This is a genomic window from Kitasatospora cheerisanensis KCTC 2395, assembly GCF_000696185.1.
Taxonomy (GTDB): Bacteria; Actinomycetota; Actinomycetes; order Streptomycetales; family Streptomycetaceae; genus Kitasatospora; species Kitasatospora cheerisanensis.
In genome coordinates, this window is record NZ_KK853997.1 from 6,742,775 (window position 1) to 6,760,631 (window position 17,857).

The following is a 17,857-nucleotide window of genomic DNA, read 5'->3' on the forward strand; positions in this document are numbered from 1 at the left end:
TGGTCCTCGTCTCGGCCGGGGGCTGGATGCGACCCGCAGCCTATGCGAGGGCGGGCATCCGGCAGTCCAGGGTGCTCAGCTGCCGGTACAGCTCCCGGTGGCCCGGCGCGTCGGGGTGCAGGCCGTCGACGAACAGCTCGGGCCGGTCGCGGAGCGGCTCCCAGAGGTCGAGGAAGTCGAGCTGCCGATCCGCGCACCAGCTCCGCAGCGCTTCGCGCAGGGCCAGCGCCCGGGCCGTGGTGAATCGGAGCCCCTCGAAGTCCCCGGTGCGGGACTCGTCCAGCCAGAGCGGCCCGAGGACGACCAGGCGGGCGTCGTGGCGGCGGGCCGCCCCGGCGAGTGCGTCGAGCGAGCGGGTGAGGTCCGGCAGCCGGCCGGGCTCGGAAGCCGGCGCGGTCACCGGCACGGCGGAGTCGTTGATCCCGGCGGCGACGAGGAGGGTGTCCGGGTGACGGGCCGACAGGAGCGCGGGCGTCTGCTCGGCGACGTCCGTCAAGGTGCTGCCGGGGACGGCCAGGTTGAACACGCGGTGCTCGGTCTCGTTCGCCCCGATGTGGGCCGCCGCCAACCGCCCGGCCCAGCCGCCCCGAGGGTCGCAGCGCCCGTACGCGATGCTGTCGCCGACGATCACGATCCGCGAGGCCGCCCGCAGCGGCCGGGCGTCCAGGTGGGCCCACGCGGCCTCGCCCGAGGCGAGCCGCACCCGCCGCCGGACGTGATCCGCCACCAAGTGGGCGTCGACAGCGGCGAGTTCACGGTCAGTCAGGTGCAGGACGCCGCCCTCGACCGTGCTGCCGTGACTGCGCCGCAGGGTGGCGTCCCGGCCGTCGGCGGCGAGCGGCCCGGCCGTGCAGCCCGGCAGCGACGCCGGCTCCGCCGGCACGGTGCGACCGAAGACCGCCGCCCGGACGCGCGGATCGAGCAGCGTGCCGAAACAGAACAGGGTGTGGGGGCGGGACTCGGTCACCGTGCGCCGTGGCCTTTCACTCGGAAACGATCAAGCAACCCTATCGGTCCGGCCGGCCCAGGAAGTCGCGCCAGAACGGCACGGTCGGTCGGGGGTTCCACCCGGCCGCGTGCCGGTGGCACTCCGTGAACTCGTGCCGGACGTAGTCGGCGAGTTCCTCGCCGTAGCAGACGATGTCCGTGCCCCAGACGGACAGCACCGGGTGCCCGTGGGTTCCGCGGCCGGCCGGGAGGAAGCGGTGCGCATAGAGCGGCACGAGCCGGGGCACCGCGGCCAGTTCCTGCTCGGCGAGCGCCCGGGCCGCGTCGAGCTCGGCGGGGCGGACACCCCACGAAGGGTGCCAGTAGCCGTGGTCGACGGAGGACAGCACACCCTCCGCCGGCCACGCGAGATGGGAACGGAGCTCCTCGGGACTCCCGCTGCGCCAGTCCGGCCACGGCTGGTCCCAGGTCGCGCCCTCCTGGGGCGGCGAGGCGACCGGCAGGCCCGCCGCGAGGAAGGCCCGATGGTCGTCGGAGAACCGGAACCCGTACGTCGCCTCGATGCGCTCGAACTCCTCCTCGCTGAGGCCGGGTTCGATGGTGCAGCAGTCCGCCTTCCGCAGCCGCCGGGCGGCTTCGGCCCCGAGGCGGGCCGCATCTCTGTCGATCACAGCCCCGAGACCAGCCTCCGGCCGACCGCCTGCGGGCCAGGCCGTGTCAGGTTCGGTCCTCGGCCTGGAAGGCGCCTTGGGCTGCGGCGGTGATGAAGGCGGTCAACGCCTCGGGGGTGAAGCGGAGTTGGGGGCCGTGGGGGCCCTTGCTGTCGCGGACGGCGCCGTAGTTGGCCATGTCGAGCTCGACGCAGTTCCCGCCGTCGTCGCTGTACGTGCTCTTCACCCAGCGGGTGTGCGGGCTGCTGGTCATGCGAGGTCCTCGGCCTGGAAGGCACCCTGGGCTGCGGCGGCGATGAAGGCGGTCAACGCTTCCGGGGTGAAGCGGAGTTGGGGGCCGTTGGGGTCCTTGCTGTCGCGGACGGCGCCGTAGTTGGCCATGTCGAGCTCGATGCATTCGCCGCCGTTGTCGCTGTAGCTGCTCTTCACCCAACGGGGCCGAGTCGAGTCGATGTCGGTCATGCGAGGTCCTCCCGAGTAGCCCGGATCATGGCGAGTGAAGCAGCCGACGAGAGACACTCCACCTGGAGCAGATCGTAGCTTCTGGACCAAGCCGCGACGACCTCACGATTGCGTTCAACGTGGCCGCGGGCTTGGGACTCTGCGTACCCGATCACCGATCTGTCCGGGAGGGTGAGGATGGTCACCGGCATTCGGAACGGGACTGTCTCGGCCAGGTCGAACGGGGCGATCTGAAGGACGATATTCGGGCGGCGTGCGAGTTCTTCGAGGTGAGCCAGTTGGCCGGCCATGACCTTCCGCCCTCCTACCGGTCGACGGAGGCACCCCTCGTCCAGCACGGCGTGAATGCGCGGTGATGAGGATTGGTGGTGCAGGTTGCGCTGGCGGGATGCCAGGAAGGACACCCGGGCGTCTGCTTGGGCCGCTGTGATGTCGCCGCGGTCAACTGCCGCCGACGCCAGAGCGGTTGCGTAGGCCATGGTCTGGATCTGGCCCGGCACTACGCTCAGCTGGAAGGTTCTGAGCGCTCGGCACCGCGCCTCGGCCTCCGTGAACTCCGTGAAGCCTTCCAGCAGGCTGGCGTTGGTGTACTGCCGCCACAACTGCTGGAAGCGTGCGCCCGATTCGAACACCTCGTCGGCTTTGACCGCGAAGTTAAAGGTGATCGTGCGCTTCCCGCGTTCGATGTACGAGATGAGGCCGTTGGAGTACCCCATGCGTCGCGCCAGGTTGACCTGTGACCAGCCGCGGGCCTCGCGTGACCTGCTGAGCTCGCGGCCGAAGCGCAGGGCGGGGGAGGTGACGGCGTCGACTTCTTGGTCGATCTCCATGATCAGGGCCCCTTTGACACGCCGGAACAGTCAACCGTCAAGGTCTGGCGATCGTACGCCATTCTGTCGATCCTGGTTGCACAGACAGTGATCGACGGCGGGCGCAACTTCGGTACGGAGCAACGATCATGACGACAGGTCAGCCAGCAGAGCCGGACCCCGGGTCGGAGGAGCCGGAGCAGGGGGCGCCGGAGCGGGGCGCGGAGGCGGAGGAGGTCGTGCCCGACCTCGCGGAGCGCGTCCGGCGGCGGAATCGGAACTCCCGCATCAACGGCGCCGGACGGAAGTCGTAGCGCCCGCCCGGGAGGAGAGGTGGTCCATGGAGGACGAGAACGAGGACGGCAGGCAGCGGGCCCGGTGGATCGCCAACGCGTTGAGCAGGCTGGCCGGCCGGCCCGCCGTCACCACGGAGGCGAGGGGCGGCGGCATCAGGGTGACGCTGCGGGTCACCGCGTCGGACCGGGCGGCGGAGCTGACGGCCGCGCTCCTGCGGGTGCTGCGGCGGGGGGACCGGTTCGGGCACGCCGACTCCGCGCGGTGGGAACGGGTCTGGGCGGAGGTCGACCAGACGTGCAGGGAGGAACGGGACATGCGGATGACGCCGGTCGAGTACTACCCGCACGGGCACGCCGGGCTGCCGTGGCACGCGGTCGGGGAGGATCCTGACGGGCTGTTGGTGGCGGAGACCGGGGACGGGGTGGCCCTCGCGCTGGCGACCGACCCGCGCAAGGTGTTCGTTCTGCCGCCGGACGAGTGGGCGGACCTGTGCGAGGCCGCCAAGGCCGGCCGGTTCGACCAGTTGCTGGGCGGCGGCGCACTGTGCGCGGATCCGCGCCGTTGGGGCGGCCGGGCGGTGGAAGGGGCCGGTGCCGGGGCGGAGTTGCTGACCGCCTGAGGTTCCGCGTCGCGGCGAGGCCCCGCCCGGACGGACGGGGCGGGGCCTCGGCTGCGGCGAGCGGTCAGCGGGCGCCGCGGATGCTGTCGATGATGCGGGTCCAGTTGTCGCCGCCGTGGCCGTTGTCGATGGCCTGGCGGTAGTGGGCCTGGACGGCCAGGGGGAGGGCGAGGTCGAGGCCGAGGGAGGTGCTGGTCTCGACGATGTGGTCGGCGGTCGCGCCCATCATGGTGACGGTGCTGAGGTGGCCGGGGTGTTCGCCGGCGTCGAGCGCGGTGCCCGGGTGCTGTTCGCCGGCCCGGAGGATGGCGCCGATGGCGTCGGCGGAGGCGAGCAGCTCCGGCAGGGCCTCGGCGGCCTTCAGGCCGGCGGTGCCGAGCATCGCGGTGGCGTGCATCAGGCCGGACAGGGTGGTGAGGAAGACCGCCAGTTGGGCCTGGTACATCATCTGGGCCAGGCCCGGGTCCTCGCCCAGGTACCTGGGCGCGCCGAGCAGCGCGAGGACGGCGCGGTGACGGTCCATCAGGTCGCGGCCGCCGCTGTAGTAGACGTGCGCGGCCGGCGTGCCGACCATCGGGGCGGGGACCATGACGCCGCCGGTGAGGAAGCCCGCGTCGTGGCGGGCCGCCCAGGCGGCGGCCTCGCGCGAGCGGTCGGGGGTGTCGGAGCCGAGGTTGACGAGGGTCCGGCCGGCGAGCGCGCCGGTGGCGGGGCCGAGGACGTCGTACATCGCCGGGTAGTCGGTGAGGCTGAGGACGACGAGGCCGCTCGCCCGCACCGCCTCGGCCGGGGTCGCGGCGAGGGCCGCCCCGTCGGCGACGAGGCCGGCGGCCCGTGACGGGGTGCGGTTCCAGACGGTGACGGGGTGGCCGGCGGCGAGCAGGGTGCGGGTCATCGCCTGCCCCATCGGGCCGAGGCCGATCACGGTGACGGCGTCGAACTCGGATGCCAGGTCGGGCTGTTGTTCGTTCACGCCTCCATGCTCGGCGAGTACCGCTAGGCTCGGAAGTACCCACTGTTTTCTGCGGTACTTACCTTTTCGTAAGGGGGACGGGCGATGGCCAGGGCGCCACGACAGGGGCCGTACATCTGCGGCATCGACGCCGCGCTCGACGTGGTGAGCGGCAAGTGGAAGGGCCTGATCCTCTGGGAGCTCGACAGCCACGGCGTGCGCCGCTTCGCCGAACTCCGGCGGGCCCTGCCGGGCGTGAGCGAGAAGATGCTGACGCAGCACCTGCGCGAGCTGGAGGAGGACGGCCTGGTCCACCGCGAGGTGTACGCCGAAGTGCCGCCCCGCGTCGAGTACTCGCTGACCGAGCAGGGCCGCGCCCTCAACCAGGCCCTCCGCCCGCTCGGCGCCTGGGGCACCGAGCGGATCCGGCAGCAGAGCATCGCGACGGTGGGCGAGGTCGCGGCCGCCGACGCGCGCGGGCGAGCGCCCCGCGGGTAGTCAGCGCTCGTCCGGGGGCAGCAGGAGGACGCCGAGGGCCTGGGCGCAGGTCCGGGCGAGGGAGAGGGTGTGGGGGAGGGTCTCGGCGGTGAGGTGGGCCGGGGTGGAGCGGATGGCGAGGGCGAAGCGGGCGGTCGGGGTGCGGTCGAGCACGGGGACGGCGAGGGTGCGGACGCCGGGGGCGGACTCGCCGTCGTTGAGGGCGTAGCCGCGGCGCCGGGTGAGGGCGAGTTCGGTGTCCAGGACGGCCGGGTCGGTCAGGGTGCGGTCGGTGAAGGCGTCGAGCGGGCCGGTCAGCGGGCTGTCGGCGGGGGAGGGCCAGGCGAGCAGCACCTTGCCGAGCGCGGTGGAGTGCAGCGGGCGGCGCAGGCCGAGGCCGGTGGAGGGCAGCACGGAGCCGCCGACCAGGATGACGGCGTGCGGGCCGGAGCGGATGGCGAGGTCGGCGGTGGCACCGCTGCGGCGGGCGAGCTGCTCGAGTTCGGGGCCGGCCAGGTGCAGTCCGCGCTGGTGGAAGGTGAGTTGGCCGAGTTCGGCGACGGCCGGGCCGAGCCGGTAGCGGGCGGTGCGCTCGTCCTGGTCGAGGAAGCCGGTGGCGAGCAGGGTACGGGCCAGGCGGTGCGCGGTGGAGACGGACAGGCCCATCCGGCGGGCGAGTTCGGAGGCGCTGAGGTCGGGCCCGTTGTCGTGGAAGCAGTGCAGCAGGCCGAGGGCCCGGTGCACCGCCTGGGCGCCGGCCGGCGGTGACTGCAGGGTTCCGGGGCTGGCGGGCATCGCACCTCTTCGGGAGTCGCTCACAGGCGGTCAACTTCGTTGGGATTCCCAGGATATGGGGGTGATCGCTGCGGGCGTGTGACGGCGGTGTTGCGGGCGAGCGCCGCACTGTGAACAGCGCGTCCCATCATCTGGCAACGCTTGATTCGGGCGGCGGCGGCGTGGAACGCTCGGTGCATCGGCGGACGAGCGGCCGACACCGGCGCACACCGCCCGGTCCGACAGGAGGGAGCGCGCCGTGACGATGCACCGGCCCCGCCCCTGCTGTTGTCGCTGACCGCCGCCCCGAACCCCCTTCCCCGTCGCACGGTTCCCACATGGTGGGCCGCCTGTGCGTTTCCTGAGATTTCCGGAGCCCCGTCATGAGCCCCGCATCCACCGCCGACGTCGGCGCGCCCACCCACCCCGACACCCTGTGGTTCACCCGCTGCCCGGTGCCGACCGCCACCGGCATCGCCGCCGACCGCGGCTGGCTGGCCGAGGAGTTCGCGCCCGACGGCATCGCCGTCCGCTCGCTGCAGGACGTGCCGCCCGAGGTCGCGGCCGACCACCACTACACGCACGCACTGACCGGGCTCTTCCGCGAGGGCGGCAACGTGCCCGCGCTGTGGGCCCGTTCGCGCGGCGAGCGGACCCGGCTGATCGGCCTGACCTGGATCGAGGAGCGCCAGACCGTCCTGGTCCGGGAGGGCAGCGGCATCCGCTCCGCCGCACAGCTGCGCGGCGCCCGGCTCGCGGTGCCCCGGCACCCGATCGGCATCGACTTCTGGCGCGCGATGGCCCTGGCCGGCCACCACGGCGCCCTGGCCTCCGCCGAACTCACCCTGGACGACGTCGAGTTGACGGAGGTTGCGGCGGAGCCGGGCGGCGGCCAGTGGGAGGCCGAGCTGACCGCCCTGCGGGACGGCCGGGTGGACGCCGTGTACGTGAAGGGCGCGCTCGCGGTGGAGGCCGCCCGCCGGTACGGCGCGGTGCCCGCCGTGGAGCTGGACGCGCTCCCCGACCGCCGCCACCGGGTCAACAACGGCACCCCGCGCCCGATCACCGTGCACCAGCAACTGCTGGACGAGCACCCCGAGTTGGTGGCCCGCTTCGTCGCTGTGCTGCTGCGCGCCGCGGACTGGGCGGCCGAGCGGCCGGCCGAGGTGGCGCGGATCCTCGGCGCGGAGACCGGTGCCGGACCGGAGGGCGTGGCCGGCGCGTACGCGGCGGGCGGGCACCGCACCCTGCACCCGGACCTGTCCGCCGACCGCCTCGACCTGCTCGCCCGGCAGGAGCAGTTCCTGCACGCCCACGGCTTCCTCGCCGACCGGGTCGACGTCCACGCCTGGGCCGACCCCGCCCCGCTGGCCGCCGCCCGCGCCCTGCTCGCCGCCCGCCCCTGACCTGCCCTTCCCGTTGGAGAGACCCATGCACACCCCCGCCCGCCGGCCCCTGCTCGCCGCCACCGCCCTGACCGCCGTCGCCGCGCTCGGCCTGACCGCCTGCGGCTCGACCGCGAAGGACGCCGCCGCCTCCGCCGACGGCAAGGGCGGCGCCGAGGTGGTGCTGAGAGTGCCCGACCCCGGCAACTCCGGCTTCCTCGCCAAGGGAAAGAAGGACGGCTCGCTCGACCGGGCGCTGGCGGCCGTGCACGCCAAGGTGGTGTGGACGGGCAGCGCCGGACCGTTCGCCCCCGCCGCGCAGGCCCTGAACGCCGATCAACTGGACGTCGCCCAGGGCTCGATCACCTCCGCGGTGGCCGCGCTCGCCCAGAAGCCCGGGTTCAAGCTGTTCGCGCAGAGCGCCCCGGACGAGGCCGGCGAAGGCATCCTGGTGAAGAACGGCTCCCCGATCACGAAGGTCGAGGACCTGGTCGGCCGGAAGGTCGCGGTCTCCCAGGGCGGCACCTCCGAGTACCTGCTGCTGAAGGCCCTCCAGAAGAACGGCATCCCCGCCGACCGGGTCCAGCGGGTGTACCTGCGGGCCGACCAGACCTCCGGGGTGTTCAACTCCGGCCAGGTGGACGCCTGGGCGACCTGGGCGACCTTCTCCGTCCCCGCGATCGCCAACACCGGCGCGCACTTCCTCGTGAACGGCAAGGCCGTCGGCAGCGACAACTACGCCGTGTGGGCCGTGCGTTCGGCCTTCGCCGAGAAGCACCCGGAGGTGCTGAAGGCGTTCTACGGCTACCTGCACGAGAACGGCGCGAAGGAGAAGGCCGACCCCGCCGCCTACCTGAACGTCTTCACCGACGCCGGCCCGACCGCCGTCACCCCCGCCGAGCAGCAGGTCGCCGTCGACTTCGGCCGGCAGCGGGCCGTGGACGCGCCGATCACCGCCGCCGACACCGCCCGGTTCGACGTGGTCGCCGCGTTCTACGCCGAGCAGGGCGTCACCAAGTCGAAGGTGGACGTCGCCCCGCACCTGATCGACGTCGACTCCCTCGCCGGGGCGGCGGGATGAGCGCCGTCAGCACCGAGCAGGCGCGGGCCGCCGGGCTGGTCGCCCCGCGCGCCCGGGCCGCCGCCGGCCGGCCGCGCGGCGTCTCGCTCGCCCTGCGCACCCTCGGCCCGCTCGCCCTGCTCGCCGCCTGGCAGATCTCCTCCGCGACCGGCGTGCTGACCCCCGACGTGCTCGCCTCGCCCGGCCAAGTGGTCCAGGCCGTCGGCGAGTTGTGGGGCAACGGACAGCTGGCCGACGCGCTGTCCACCTCGCTCACCCGGGCCGCCCTCGGCCTGCTGTTCGGAGCCGGTGCCGGACTGGTGCTCGGCGTGGTCACCGGATTCTTCCGGCTCGGCGAGGAACTGCTCGACTCCGCCGTCCAAGTGCTGCGCACCGTCCCGTTCCTGGCACTGGTGCCGCTGTTCATGGTCTGGTTCGGCATCACCGAGACCGCGAAGATCGCCCTGATCGGCGTGGCCACCTCCTTCCCGATGTACGTGTCCGCCTCCGGCGGCGTCCGCAACACCGACCGCAAGCTGGTCGAGGCGATGCGCAGCTTCGGACTCTCCCGCGCCGCGGTGGTCCGCGAGGTCGTGCTGCCCGGCGCGCTGCCCGCCCTGCTGTCCGGGCTGCGGCTGTCGATGACGCTCAGCGTGATCGCGCTGATCGCCGCCGAGGAGATCAACTCCACCGAGGGGATCGGCTACTTGATGGCCCAGGCGCAGAACTTCTCCCGCACCGACGTGCTCGCCGTGTGCATCCTGATCTACGGCCTGCTCGGCCTGGCCGCCGACGGCGCGGTGCGCGTGCTGGAACGGCTGCTGATGCCCTGGCGGCCCGTCGACGGACGGGCGGTGGCCGGACGATGAGCACTCCCGCCGTCCACGTCCGGGGCCTGCGACGGGTGTTCGGCACCCGCGCCGTCCTGGACGGCATCGACCTGGACATCGCCCGCGGCGAGTTCCTCGCCCTGCTCGGCGCGTCCGGCACCGGCAAGACCACCCTGCTGCGGATCCTCGGCGCACTCGACCGCGCCGACGAAGGCACCGTCCTGGTGCCGCCCGCCCGGACGGTCGTCTTCCAGGAACCCCGGCTGATCCCGTCCCGGCGCGTCCTCGGCAACGTCACCGTCGGCCTGCCGCGCGGCGCCGCCACCCGGGAGACCGGCCGGCGGGCCCTCGCCGAGGTCGGCCTCGCCGCGCACGCCGACGCCTGGCCCGCCACCCTGTCCGGCGGCGAGGCACAGCGCGCCGCCCTCGCCCGCGCCCTCGTTCGCGAACCCGAACTGCTGCTGCTCGACGAGCCGTTCGCCGCCCTGGACGCACTCACCCGGCTGCGCATGCAGGACCTGGTCGGCGACCTGTGCCGCCGCCACCGCCCCGCCGTGCTGCTGGTCACCCACGACGTGGACGAGGCGATCCGGCTCGCCGACCGGGTCGCCGTGCTGCGCGACGGCGCCCTCGTCCGCGACCAGTCGGTGGCCGTCGAGCACCCCCGCGACCCCGCCGACCCCGCGTTCGCCGCCCTGCGCCGCGCCCTGCTCGCCGACCTCGGCGTGCACCGCGAACCCGCACCGCAGCACGCCAACTGACCGACACCCAGCCGAAGAGAGAACGCCATGACCATCACCGTGGGCGTGCACCGCTCCAACCCGTCCCTGTACCACCTGGCCCGACTCGACTACCTCCAGCAGGAGTTGGCGCCGCTCGGCGAGAGCGCCGCGTTCCACCACTACACCGACGGCACCAGGACCGGCGGCTACCTCGCCGACGGCACCATCGACTTCGGCGGCACCGGCTCCACCCCGCCGATCACCGCGCAGGCCGCCGGACACGACATCGTGTACACCGCCGTCTCCGCGCCCCGGCCCGACCACGGGGCGCTGCTGGTCGCCGCCGACGGGCCGATCGCCTCCGTCGCCGACCTGAAGGGCACCACCGTGGTGCTCGGCATCGGCTCCTGGCAGACCCACCTGCTCGCCAAGGCCCTGCACCAGCAAGGGCTTTCGTACCGCGACGACATCGCCGCCGAGCGCCCCGCCGGGGACGAGGCCGAGCGGCTGGCCGACGGCCGGATCGCCGGCTGGATCGCCCAGGGCGCCGAACTCGCCGCTGCCCGCCGCACCGGGAACTTCCGCGAACTGATCCGCACCGGCGACGTCATCACCGACCGCTCGGTGTTCTTCGCCCGCCGCGAACTCGCCGTCCAGCGGCCCGAGATCGTCGCGGCCATCGTCACCGCCCTGCAGCGCGCCGACCACTGGGCCGCCGCCCACCCCGAGGAGGCCGCCGCCCTCGCCGCCGCCGACCAGGGCGGCGAGGCCGCCGACTGGCACACCGCGCTCACCGCGCTGCCCTGGCAACTGGAGCCCGCCACCGCCGAGTTCGTCGCCGAACAGCAGGAGGCCGCGGACATCTTCCACCGGGTCGGCTTCATCGACCGCCCCGTCACCGTCGCCGACATCCACCTGCCCGCCCTGGAGCAGCCCGTCGCCGACGCCGTCTCCCGCGCCACGAAGGAACACTGAGCACCATGGCCACCGAAGTCCTCTGGTACCTGATCCCCCGCGAGGGCCACTACCCGTGGGAGCCCGAAGGCCGCCGCCCCGTCGACCTCGGCTACCTCCAGCACCTCGCCGCCACCGTCGAACGGCTCGGCTACACCGGCGCACTGCTCGCCACCGACCAGTACGACGTGTGGACGCTCGGCTCCGCGCTCGCCGCCGCCACCGGCCCCGGCTTCCAGCCCCTGCTCGCCGTCCACCCCGGACTGGTCTCGCCCACCCTGCTCGCCAAGATGGCGCTCAGCTTCGAGCACCTGCACGGCCCCGGCCGGCTCCGCTTCAACGTGGTCAACGGCTCCACCGGGCAGCTGCGCGAGTACGGCCTGCACGTCGAGCACGACGACCGCTACCGGCTGTCCGCCGAGTACTGGAGCCTGGTCAAGCGCCTCACCAGCGGCGAAGTCTTCGACCACGAGGGCGAGTTCTTCCAGCTGAAGAACGCCGGCGCCTCGCTCCGCGACCTGCCGCCGCTGCGCGAGGGACACATCCCGCTCTGGTTCGGCGGCTCCTCGCCGGCCGGCATCGAGGTCGCCGCCGAACACGTCGACGTGTACCTCACCTGGGGCGAACCCCCGCACCTGCTCAAGGAGAAGCTCGCCCTGGTCCGCGAACGCGCCGCCGCGCACGGCCGCACCCTGCGGCTCGGCCTGCGGCTGCACCTGATCGTCCGCGACACCGAGGAACAGGCCTGGGCCGCCGCCGACCGCCTCCTCGACGTCACCAGCCAGGCCACCTACGCCCGCCAGCTCGGCGGACGGCAGGGCGAGGACGGCGTCGGCTGGCAGCGGCAGTTCCGCCAGCACGGCGGCCGGGTTCCGGCCCGGGCCCGCGAACTGGAGACCCACCCCAACCTGTGGCCCGGCATGAGCCTGTTCCGGCCGGGCCCCGGCACCGCCGTCGTCGGCTCCACCGAGCAGGTCGTCGAACGGCTCCGGGAGTTCCAGGACCTCGGCGTCGACACCTTCATCCTGTCCGGCAACCCGCTGCTGGAGGAGGCCTACCGGGTCGCCGAGACCGTGCTGCCGCAGCTGCGCTGACGCGACGGGCGGGCGGGCCGGCCCGATCCGGCCCGCCCGCCCGTCCGTCCGGCCCGCGCTACCGGCTCAGCCGGTCGATCTCCGCCAGCTCCGCCGCGGTCAGCGGGCCGGCCGCCAGCGCGTCCAGGTTCTGGTCCAGCTGCCGCACGCTCGACGCGCCGACGATCACCGACACCACCCGCTCGTCCCGCAGCACCCAGGACAGCGCCAGCTGCGCCAGGCTCTGGCCCCGGCCCTCGGCGACCTTCGCCAGCGCCCGCAGCTGCGCCAGCTTCGCCTCCGTCAGCGCCTCCTCCTTCAGGAAGTGCCCCACCGACATCCGCGAACCCGCCGGCACCTCGCCGGTCAGATAACGGTCCGTCAGCAGTCCCTGCGCCAGCGGCGAGTACGCGATCAGCGCCGTCTGCGTGTCGCCCACCGCGTCCAGCAGGCCCTGCTCCGGCTCCCGGTTCAGGATCGAGTAGCTGGCTTGGTTCAGCAGGCACGGCGTGCCCAGCTCGCGCAGGATCGCCACCGCCTCGCGGTGCTGCTCCGCCGGGTAGTTGGAGATCGCCGCGTACAGCGCCCGGCCCGAGCGGACCGCCGTGTCCAGCGCCCCCATGGTCTCCTCCAGCGGGGTGGTCGGATCCCACCGGTGCGAGTAGAAGACGTCCACGTAGTCCAGGCCCATCCGCTCCAGCGACTGGTCCAGGCTCGCCAGCAGGTACTTGCGGCTGCCGCCGTCCCCGTACGGGCCCGGCCACATGTCCCAGCCCGCCTTCGAGGCGATGAACAGCTCGTCCCGGTACGGGCGGAAGTCCTGCGCGAACAGGTAGCCGAAGTTGCGCTCGGCACTGCCGTACGGCGGACCGTAGTTGTTCGCCAGGTCGAAGTGCGTCACCCCCCGGTCGAACGCCCGGCGCAGCACCGCGCGCTGCACCTCCAGCGGCTGGGTGTCACCGAAGTTGTGCCACAGGCCGAGCGAGACGGCGGGCAGCTGCACGCCGCTGCGCCCGGCGCGGCGGAAGGTCATCGAGGCGTAGCGGTCGTCCGCGGCGAGGAAGGTCATACCGGCATCCTGCCAGGTGAGCGCCGCGAAGGGGACCAACGGCCCTCCCGCCCGGACACCGCCCCGGCATACCCTGACCGGGCGCGCCCAGCACCAGGAGGAAGCCGTGGCACTGCCGGACATCACCACCCGGGCCGACCTGGAGTCCGCCCTGCGCCGCTTCTACCGTGCCGCGTTCGCCGACCCGCTGATCGGTCCGGTCTTCACCGAGGTCGCCCGCCTCGACCTGGAGGCCCACCTCCCGCGGATCACCGACTTCTGGGAGAGCGCCCTGCTGCGCACCGCCGCCTACCGGGGCAACGCGCTCGCCCCGCACGCCGCCCTGCACGCGATCAGCCCGCTCGGCGCCGAACACTTCGGCCGCTGGGTCCAGCTCTGGCGCGCCACCCTCGACGGCCGGCACGCCGGCCCCGTCACCGAACGCGCCAAGGCCCAGGCCCAGCGGATCGCCGTCGCCATGCTGCGCCGCCTCGGCGAGGGCGACACCGGCGGCGGCAGCGGGGGCTTCGTCCCGCTGGCCGCGGTCCGGCTGGCCTCCGGCCACTGACCACCGGGGCCGCTCCCTCGCCCGCCGACCCCACGGCACCTCGGGTCACTGACCCCACGTCACGTCCTCGCCGGTCTCCACCGGGGCCGGGTTCACCGGCGCGGCCGCCGCGGCCCGCTCGGCGCGGAGCGAACCGGCGGAGTGGGCGGCCGGCGCGGTGGAGACGCCGAGCAGCACCGCGACGCCGGCGGCGAGCAGTCCGACGAGGGCGGTCCGGGCGGTGCGGGTGGCGTTCACGAATGTCTCCTCTGCGGAATCGATGGGGGCGCGGTGCCGGTGCCGGTGCGGGCTGCGGGGAGTTCCGGGCCGTCCTGCCGGCACCTCCACTCTGGCCCCGCGCCCGGACCCGCGGAAGGGCCGTGGCGTGGACGGAACCTGCACTGGCACAAGCCGTCCACCCGTCCCGCCCCGCGCGCCGCCGGTTCCCGGCCGCGGGCCGCCATCGCATAGGCTCGACGCACCATGGTGCGGATCACTGTGCTCGGGGCACTCACGGCGCAAGTGGCGGGGGACGCAATCCGGTTGGGCGGCCCGCGCCAGCGCGCCGTGCTCGCCCGCCTGCTGGTCGCCCGCGGCGCGGCCGTCTCCACCGACCGCCTGATCGACGAGCTGTGGGACGGCGACCCGCCCGCCAAGGCCCCGCCTCGCTCCAGGCGTACGTCTCCAACCTGCGCCGCCTGCTGGAGCCCGCCCGCGGCCCCCGGCAGGCGCCGCGCCTGCTGGTCAGCGCCGGACGCGGCTACGCGCTGCGCGAAGTGGCCACCGACGCCGAGGAGTTCGAGGCCCTGACGGAGGCCGGCGAGCCCCGGCGGGCACTCGCGCTCTGGCACGGCGACGCCTACGGCGAGTTCGCGGACCGGCCGTGGGCCGCCGCCGAGACCGCCCGCCTCGACGAACTGCGCGCCGCCGCCCGCGAGTCGGCCACCGGGCAGGCCCTCGCCGCGGGGCGGTTCGGCGCGGCCGTGCAGGACGCCACCGCCCTGACCGACGCCCACCCGCTGCGCGAGGAGGGCTGGCGGCTGCTCGCCCTCGCCCTGTGGCACTCCGGCCGGCAGGCCGACGCCCTCGCCGCCGTCCGCCGCGCCCGCGCCCACCTCGCCGCCGAACTCGGCCTCGACCCAGGCCCGGCCCTCGCCGAGCTCGAAACCGCCATCCTGCGCCAGCAGTTGGACCGGCTCGCCCTGCCCGCCGGGCCGGCCGGGGGTGCCGTGGAGGCCGGTGCGCCCGCCGGCGGCGGGGGAGCGGTCGGGCCCGGCGACTCCGCGGGCCGGGGCGGCAGCGGGACGCGTGGGGCCGCGCCGGTCCGGCCGGCCGGGTCGGCGGGCGGGGTGTTCGTCGGGCGGCAGGAGGAGCTGGCCCTGCTGCGGCGGGCCGCCGCGGCCGCCCGGGGCGGGGTCGGATTCGCGCTGGTCGGCGGGGAGGCCGGGGCGGGCAAGTCCACCCTGCTGGGCCGGCTCGCCGAGGAACTCGCCGACGGCGGCTGGCGGGTGGCCACCGGACGCTGCCCGGAGAGCGCCGGCGCCCCCGCCGCCTGGGCCTGGACCGAGGTGCTGCGCGACCTCGCCGCACTCGACCCGGACACCGCCGCCGACCCCGAAACGCCGGCTCCGTCACCCCGCCGATACCCGCGCAGCACGCCGACACCGCGCGGCAGCGTGGTGCGCGGCCTGTCCGCCACCGGACGGGTGATCAGCAGCGCGGCCGCCATCATGGTCGCGGTGTTCACCGGCTTCGCGATCGACCCCGACATCACCGTCAAGATGATCGGCGTCGGCATGGCGGTCGCCGTGCTGATCGACGCCTCCGTGGTCCGGCTGGTGCTCGTCCCCGCCACCATGACGCTGCTCGGCCGCCACAACTGGTGGCTGCCCGGCTGGCTCGACCGGCTGCTGCCGCAGCTGCGGATCGAGCACGGCGACGCGCCCGCCGCCCCCGCGAAGCCCCCGAGCCCGCCGCCGTCTGACGCCCCGTCGGCCAGGCCCGCCCCTCGTACGAGGGGCGGGCCTTTGCTGCGTGCGGGCGACCGGCCGCGTGGCCCCCGCCGCCGCCCCGCGCGCCGTGCGTAGCGTGGACGCATGAGCGTGCGAGTGGAGCGGGTGTACGAGGCACCGGACGGTGGGGTGCGGGTGCTGGTGGACCGGCTGTGGCCGCGCGGGCTCAAGAAGGAGGACGCGCAGCTGGACCGCTGGGCCAAGGAGGTCGCGCCGTCCGCCGAGCTGCGGCGCTGGTTCCACGGCCCGCAGGGCGAGTACGAGGAGTTCGCCCGCCGCTACCGGGCCGAGCTGGACGACCCGGAGGTGCAGGACGAACTCGCCGAGCTGCGGGAGCTGGCGGAGAGCGGCGAGCTGGTGCTGCTGACGGCGGTGAAGGAGCCGTCGCACAGTCATGTGACGGTGCTGCTGGAGCGGTTGGGGCAGTCCGGCTGACGCCCTCGGCGGGAGCTCCGGAGGCGACCCGGCCGGGACCGCCGGGGGCGGCGTGTTGGATCACACATATGTACGCAAATGGGATCTAATGCGGACATGAGCCTGCTGCGAGAGAACGCCGTACTCGCCCTGTTCTTCTGCCTCGGCCTGGGCTACCTGGTCGGCAAGCTGCGGATCGGCCCGATCCAACTCGGCGGCATCTGCGGCGTCCTGATCGTGTCGATGCTGGTCGGCGCCCGGCACGTCACGGTGAACGCCGACGTCAAGAACGTGGCCTTCGCCCTGTTCATCTTCTCGCTCGGCTACATCGCCGGCCCGCAGTTCTTCGCCAACATGAACGCCAAGGGCCTGCGCTTCGGCGTGCTCTCGATCATGGAGGCCGTGGTCGTCATCGTGATGGCACTCGGCTTCGCCAAGATCTTCGACCTGGACGTCGGCACCGCCGCCGGCATCCTGGCCGGCGCCGCCACCGAGTCCGCCGCCGTCGGCACCGCGCAGGACGCGATCGCCAAACTCCCCGGCATCACCGCCGACCAGACCACCCAGCTGCAGGCGCACGTCGCCACCGCCTACTCGGTCTGCTACCTGTTCGGCCTGATCAGCATCGTCCTGCTGACCAGCCAGCTGTTCCCGGTGCTGATGCGGATCAAGCTCGCCGAAGCCTCCCGCCAACTGTGGGAGAAGATGCGCGGCGGCGACGGCGGCCACGAGCCCGGCGAGGAACCCTCGCTGCCCGCGCTGGTCGGCCGGACCTACCTGGTGTCCCAGGGCGAGGGCACCAGGGTCAGCCAACTCCAGGAATCCTCGGGACAGTTGGTCACCGTCGAGGCGATCGGCCGGGGCGGCCGGAAACTCGACCCCGACGAGGACCCGGTGCTCCGGCGCGGCGACCAGGTGCTGGTGGTCGGCCGCCGGGCCGCCGTCATCGACGCCGGCCACGAACTCGGACCCGAGACCAGCGACACGCCCGGCCTCGACCGCGCCCTGGCGGTCCGTCAGGTCGTCGTCACCAACAAGCAGGTCGCCGGACACCCCCTCAACGACGTCCGCGACCGCGACAGCCAGGCCACCGGCGGCGTCTTCCTCACCGACATCCAGCGCGTCGACCACCACCTGCCCGCCGTCGGCGAGACCGAGGTCCACATCGGCGACACCCTCACCGTCGTCGGCGCCCCCTCCAAGCTGGAGAAGTTCGCCAACCGGGTCGGCGCCACCGTCCGGCAGGACACCGCCGACTGGATCTACCTCTCGCTCGGCATCTGCCTCGGCGTCCTGCTCGGCAAGGTCAACGTCCGCTTCGGGGACGTCAACCTCACCCTCGGCACCGGCGGCGGCTGCCTCATCGCCGGCCTGGTCTTCGGCTGGCTGCGCTCGCTGCGCCCCACCTTCGGCGCCTACCCGCCGGCCGCCGCGCAGACCCTCAAGGACCTCGGCCTGGCCATGTTCATCGCCGTCACCGGCATGGCCGCCGGCCCCGACGCCGGCCCGCTGCTCAAGCAGTACCCGGTGCTGCTGCCCGCCGCCGGCATCCTGATGGTCGCCGTCCCCGCCTTCCTCGGACTGTTCATCGGCCGCCGGCTGCTGAAGATCGAACCGCCGATCCTGATCGGCGCGATCGCCGGCCAGCAGTGCTCCACCCCCGCGATCACCGCCATCGGCAACGTCGCGCAGAGCAGCGTCCCGATGCTCGGCTACACCATCACCTACACCATCTCCAACTTCCTGCTGCCGCTGACCGGTCCCGTGCTGGTCGGCCTGGTGGGGCTCTGACAAGGGGGGGAC

General features: G+C 73.9%; 21 protein-coding genes. 12 read left to right on the forward strand and 9 right to left on the reverse strand.

Annotated features, from left to right (window positions below; all coding sequences use genetic code 11):
* Positions 1-40: 40 nt before the first annotated feature.
* The 5 genes from KCH_RS30280 to KCH_RS30300 are packed head-to-tail and all read right to left on the reverse strand — an operon-like array spanning position 41 to position 2,911.
* Complete coding sequence (locus KCH_RS30280; RefSeq protein ID WP_035868201.1) at positions 41-967, reverse strand: GDSL-type esterase/lipase family protein; 927 nt, start codon at positions 965-967, stop codon at positions 41-43.
* A 40-nt stretch (positions 968-1,007) separates the two neighbouring features.
* The gene (locus KCH_RS30285; protein ID WP_035868204.1) at positions 1,008-1,619 is read right to left on the reverse strand and encodes an SMI1/KNR4 family protein; all 612 of its coding nucleotides are present in this window, start codon (positions 1,617-1,619) and stop codon (positions 1,008-1,010) included.
* A 46-nt stretch (positions 1,620-1,665) separates the two neighbouring features.
* Positions 1,666-1,872, reverse strand: a complete 207-nt coding sequence (locus KCH_RS30290) for a DUF397 domain-containing protein (RefSeq protein ID WP_035868206.1) — start codon at positions 1,870-1,872, stop codon at positions 1,666-1,668.
* Entirely contained in the window at positions 1,869-2,081 is a 213-nt protein-coding gene (locus tag KCH_RS30295) for a DUF397 domain-containing protein (RefSeq protein WP_035868208.1), read from the reverse strand. The genes KCH_RS30290 and KCH_RS30295 overlap by 4 nt, the downstream gene beginning before the upstream one ends.
* Complete coding sequence (locus KCH_RS30300) at positions 2,078-2,911, reverse strand: helix-turn-helix domain-containing protein (RefSeq protein WP_035868210.1); 834 nt, start codon at positions 2,909-2,911, stop codon at positions 2,078-2,080. Before KCH_RS30300 ends, KCH_RS30295 begins: the two co-directional genes overlap by 4 nt.
* Positions 2,912-3,230: 319 nt before the next feature.
* On the opposite strand from KCH_RS30300, the gene KCH_RS43575 reads away from it, so the two are divergent.
* Positions 3,231-3,806 (forward strand): hypothetical protein, encoded by a 576-nt coding sequence (locus KCH_RS43575; RefSeq protein ID WP_035868212.1) that lies wholly within the window; start codon positions 3,231-3,233, stop codon positions 3,804-3,806.
* Positions 3,807-3,870: 64 nt separating this feature from the next.
* Here the strand turns inward: KCH_RS43575 and KCH_RS30310 are convergent, their stop codons facing one another.
* The gene (locus KCH_RS30310; RefSeq protein WP_035868214.1) at positions 3,871-4,779 is read right to left on the reverse strand and encodes an NAD(P)-dependent oxidoreductase; all 909 of its coding nucleotides are present in this window, start codon (positions 4,777-4,779) and stop codon (positions 3,871-3,873) included.
* Between the two features lie 84 nt (positions 4,780-4,863).
* On the opposite strand from KCH_RS30310, the gene KCH_RS30315 reads away from it, so the two are divergent.
* Complete coding sequence (locus KCH_RS30315; RefSeq protein WP_035868215.1) at positions 4,864-5,256, forward strand: winged helix-turn-helix transcriptional regulator; 393 nt, start codon at positions 4,864-4,866, stop codon at positions 5,254-5,256.
* On the opposite strand, the gene KCH_RS30320 is transcribed toward KCH_RS30315, so the two are convergent.
* Positions 5,257-6,030, reverse strand: a complete 774-nt coding sequence (locus tag KCH_RS30320) for an IclR family transcriptional regulator (RefSeq protein ID WP_035868217.1) — start codon at positions 6,028-6,030, stop codon at positions 5,257-5,259.
* Positions 6,031-6,392: 362 nt separating this feature from the next.
* Between KCH_RS30320 and KCH_RS30325 the strand changes: the two genes are divergently transcribed.
* The 6 genes from KCH_RS30325 to KCH_RS30350 are packed head-to-tail and all read left to right on the forward strand — an operon-like array spanning position 6,393 to position 12,054.
* The gene (locus KCH_RS30325; protein WP_035868219.1) at positions 6,393-7,415 is read left to right on the forward strand and encodes an ABC transporter substrate-binding protein; all 1,023 of its coding nucleotides are present in this window, start codon (positions 6,393-6,395) and stop codon (positions 7,413-7,415) included.
* Positions 7,416-7,440: 25 nt separating this feature from the next.
* A complete protein-coding gene (locus tag KCH_RS30330) occupies positions 7,441-8,475 on the forward strand; it encodes an ABC transporter substrate-binding protein (protein WP_035868220.1) in 1,035 nt (344 codons plus the stop codon).
* A complete protein-coding gene (locus KCH_RS30335) occupies positions 8,472-9,323 on the forward strand; it encodes an ABC transporter permease (protein ID WP_035868223.1) in 852 nt (283 codons plus the stop codon). The genes KCH_RS30330 and KCH_RS30335 overlap by 4 nt, the downstream gene beginning before the upstream one ends.
* Positions 9,320-10,045 (forward strand): ABC transporter ATP-binding protein, encoded by a 726-nt coding sequence (locus tag KCH_RS30340; RefSeq protein ID WP_035868225.1) that lies wholly within the window; start codon positions 9,320-9,322, stop codon positions 10,043-10,045. The genes KCH_RS30335 and KCH_RS30340 overlap by 4 nt, the downstream gene beginning before the upstream one ends.
* 27 nt (positions 10,046-10,072) lie before the next feature.
* The gene (locus tag KCH_RS30345; protein WP_035868228.1) at positions 10,073-10,981 is read left to right on the forward strand and encodes an ABC transporter substrate-binding protein; all 909 of its coding nucleotides are present in this window, start codon (positions 10,073-10,075) and stop codon (positions 10,979-10,981) included.
* Positions 10,982-10,986: 5 nt separating this feature from the next.
* Positions 10,987-12,054 carry an LLM class flavin-dependent oxidoreductase gene (locus KCH_RS30350; protein WP_035868230.1) on the forward strand — a complete coding sequence of 356 codons (1,068 nt, stop codon included), beginning with the start codon at positions 10,987-10,989 and terminating at the stop codon, positions 12,052-12,054.
* Positions 12,055-12,112: 58 nt separating this feature from the next.
* Here the strand turns inward: KCH_RS30350 and KCH_RS30355 are convergent, their stop codons facing one another.
* Entirely contained in the window at positions 12,113-13,102 is a 990-nt protein-coding gene (locus KCH_RS30355; protein ID WP_035868233.1) for an aldo/keto reductase, read from the reverse strand.
* A 106-nt stretch (positions 13,103-13,208) separates the two neighbouring features.
* Here KCH_RS30355 and KCH_RS30360 point away from each other — a divergent pair, with 106 nt between their 5' ends.
* Complete coding sequence (locus KCH_RS30360) at positions 13,209-13,649, forward strand: group III truncated hemoglobin (protein WP_035868236.1); 441 nt, start codon at positions 13,209-13,211, stop codon at positions 13,647-13,649.
* Between the two features lie 45 nt (positions 13,650-13,694).
* Here the strand turns inward: KCH_RS30360 and KCH_RS30365 are convergent, their stop codons facing one another.
* Positions 13,695-13,886, reverse strand: a complete 192-nt coding sequence (locus tag KCH_RS30365; protein ID WP_035868238.1) for a hypothetical protein — start codon at positions 13,884-13,886, stop codon at positions 13,695-13,697.
* 374 nt (positions 13,887-14,260) lie between these two features.
* Between KCH_RS30365 and KCH_RS43580 the strand changes: the two genes are divergently transcribed.
* The 3 genes from KCH_RS43580 to aspT all read left to right on the forward strand — a co-directional run bounded on the left by KCH_RS43580 (position 14,261) and on the right by aspT (position 17,845).
* Positions 14,261-15,715: an AfsR/SARP family transcriptional regulator gene (locus KCH_RS43580; protein ID WP_051653613.1), complete on the forward strand. Its 1,455-nt coding sequence runs from the start codon at positions 14,261-14,263 to the stop codon at positions 15,713-15,715.
* A 9-nt stretch (positions 15,716-15,724) separates the two neighbouring features.
* A complete protein-coding gene (locus KCH_RS30375; RefSeq protein WP_035868240.1) occupies positions 15,725-16,075 on the forward strand; it encodes a DUF488 domain-containing protein in 351 nt (116 codons plus the stop codon).
* Positions 16,076-16,171: 96 nt separating this feature from the next.
* The gene (gene aspT / locus KCH_RS30380; protein ID WP_035868243.1) at positions 16,172-17,845 is read left to right on the forward strand and encodes an aspartate-alanine antiporter; all 1,674 of its coding nucleotides are present in this window, start codon (positions 16,172-16,174) and stop codon (positions 17,843-17,845) included.
* The last annotated feature ends 12 nt before the right edge of the window (positions 17,846-17,857 follow it).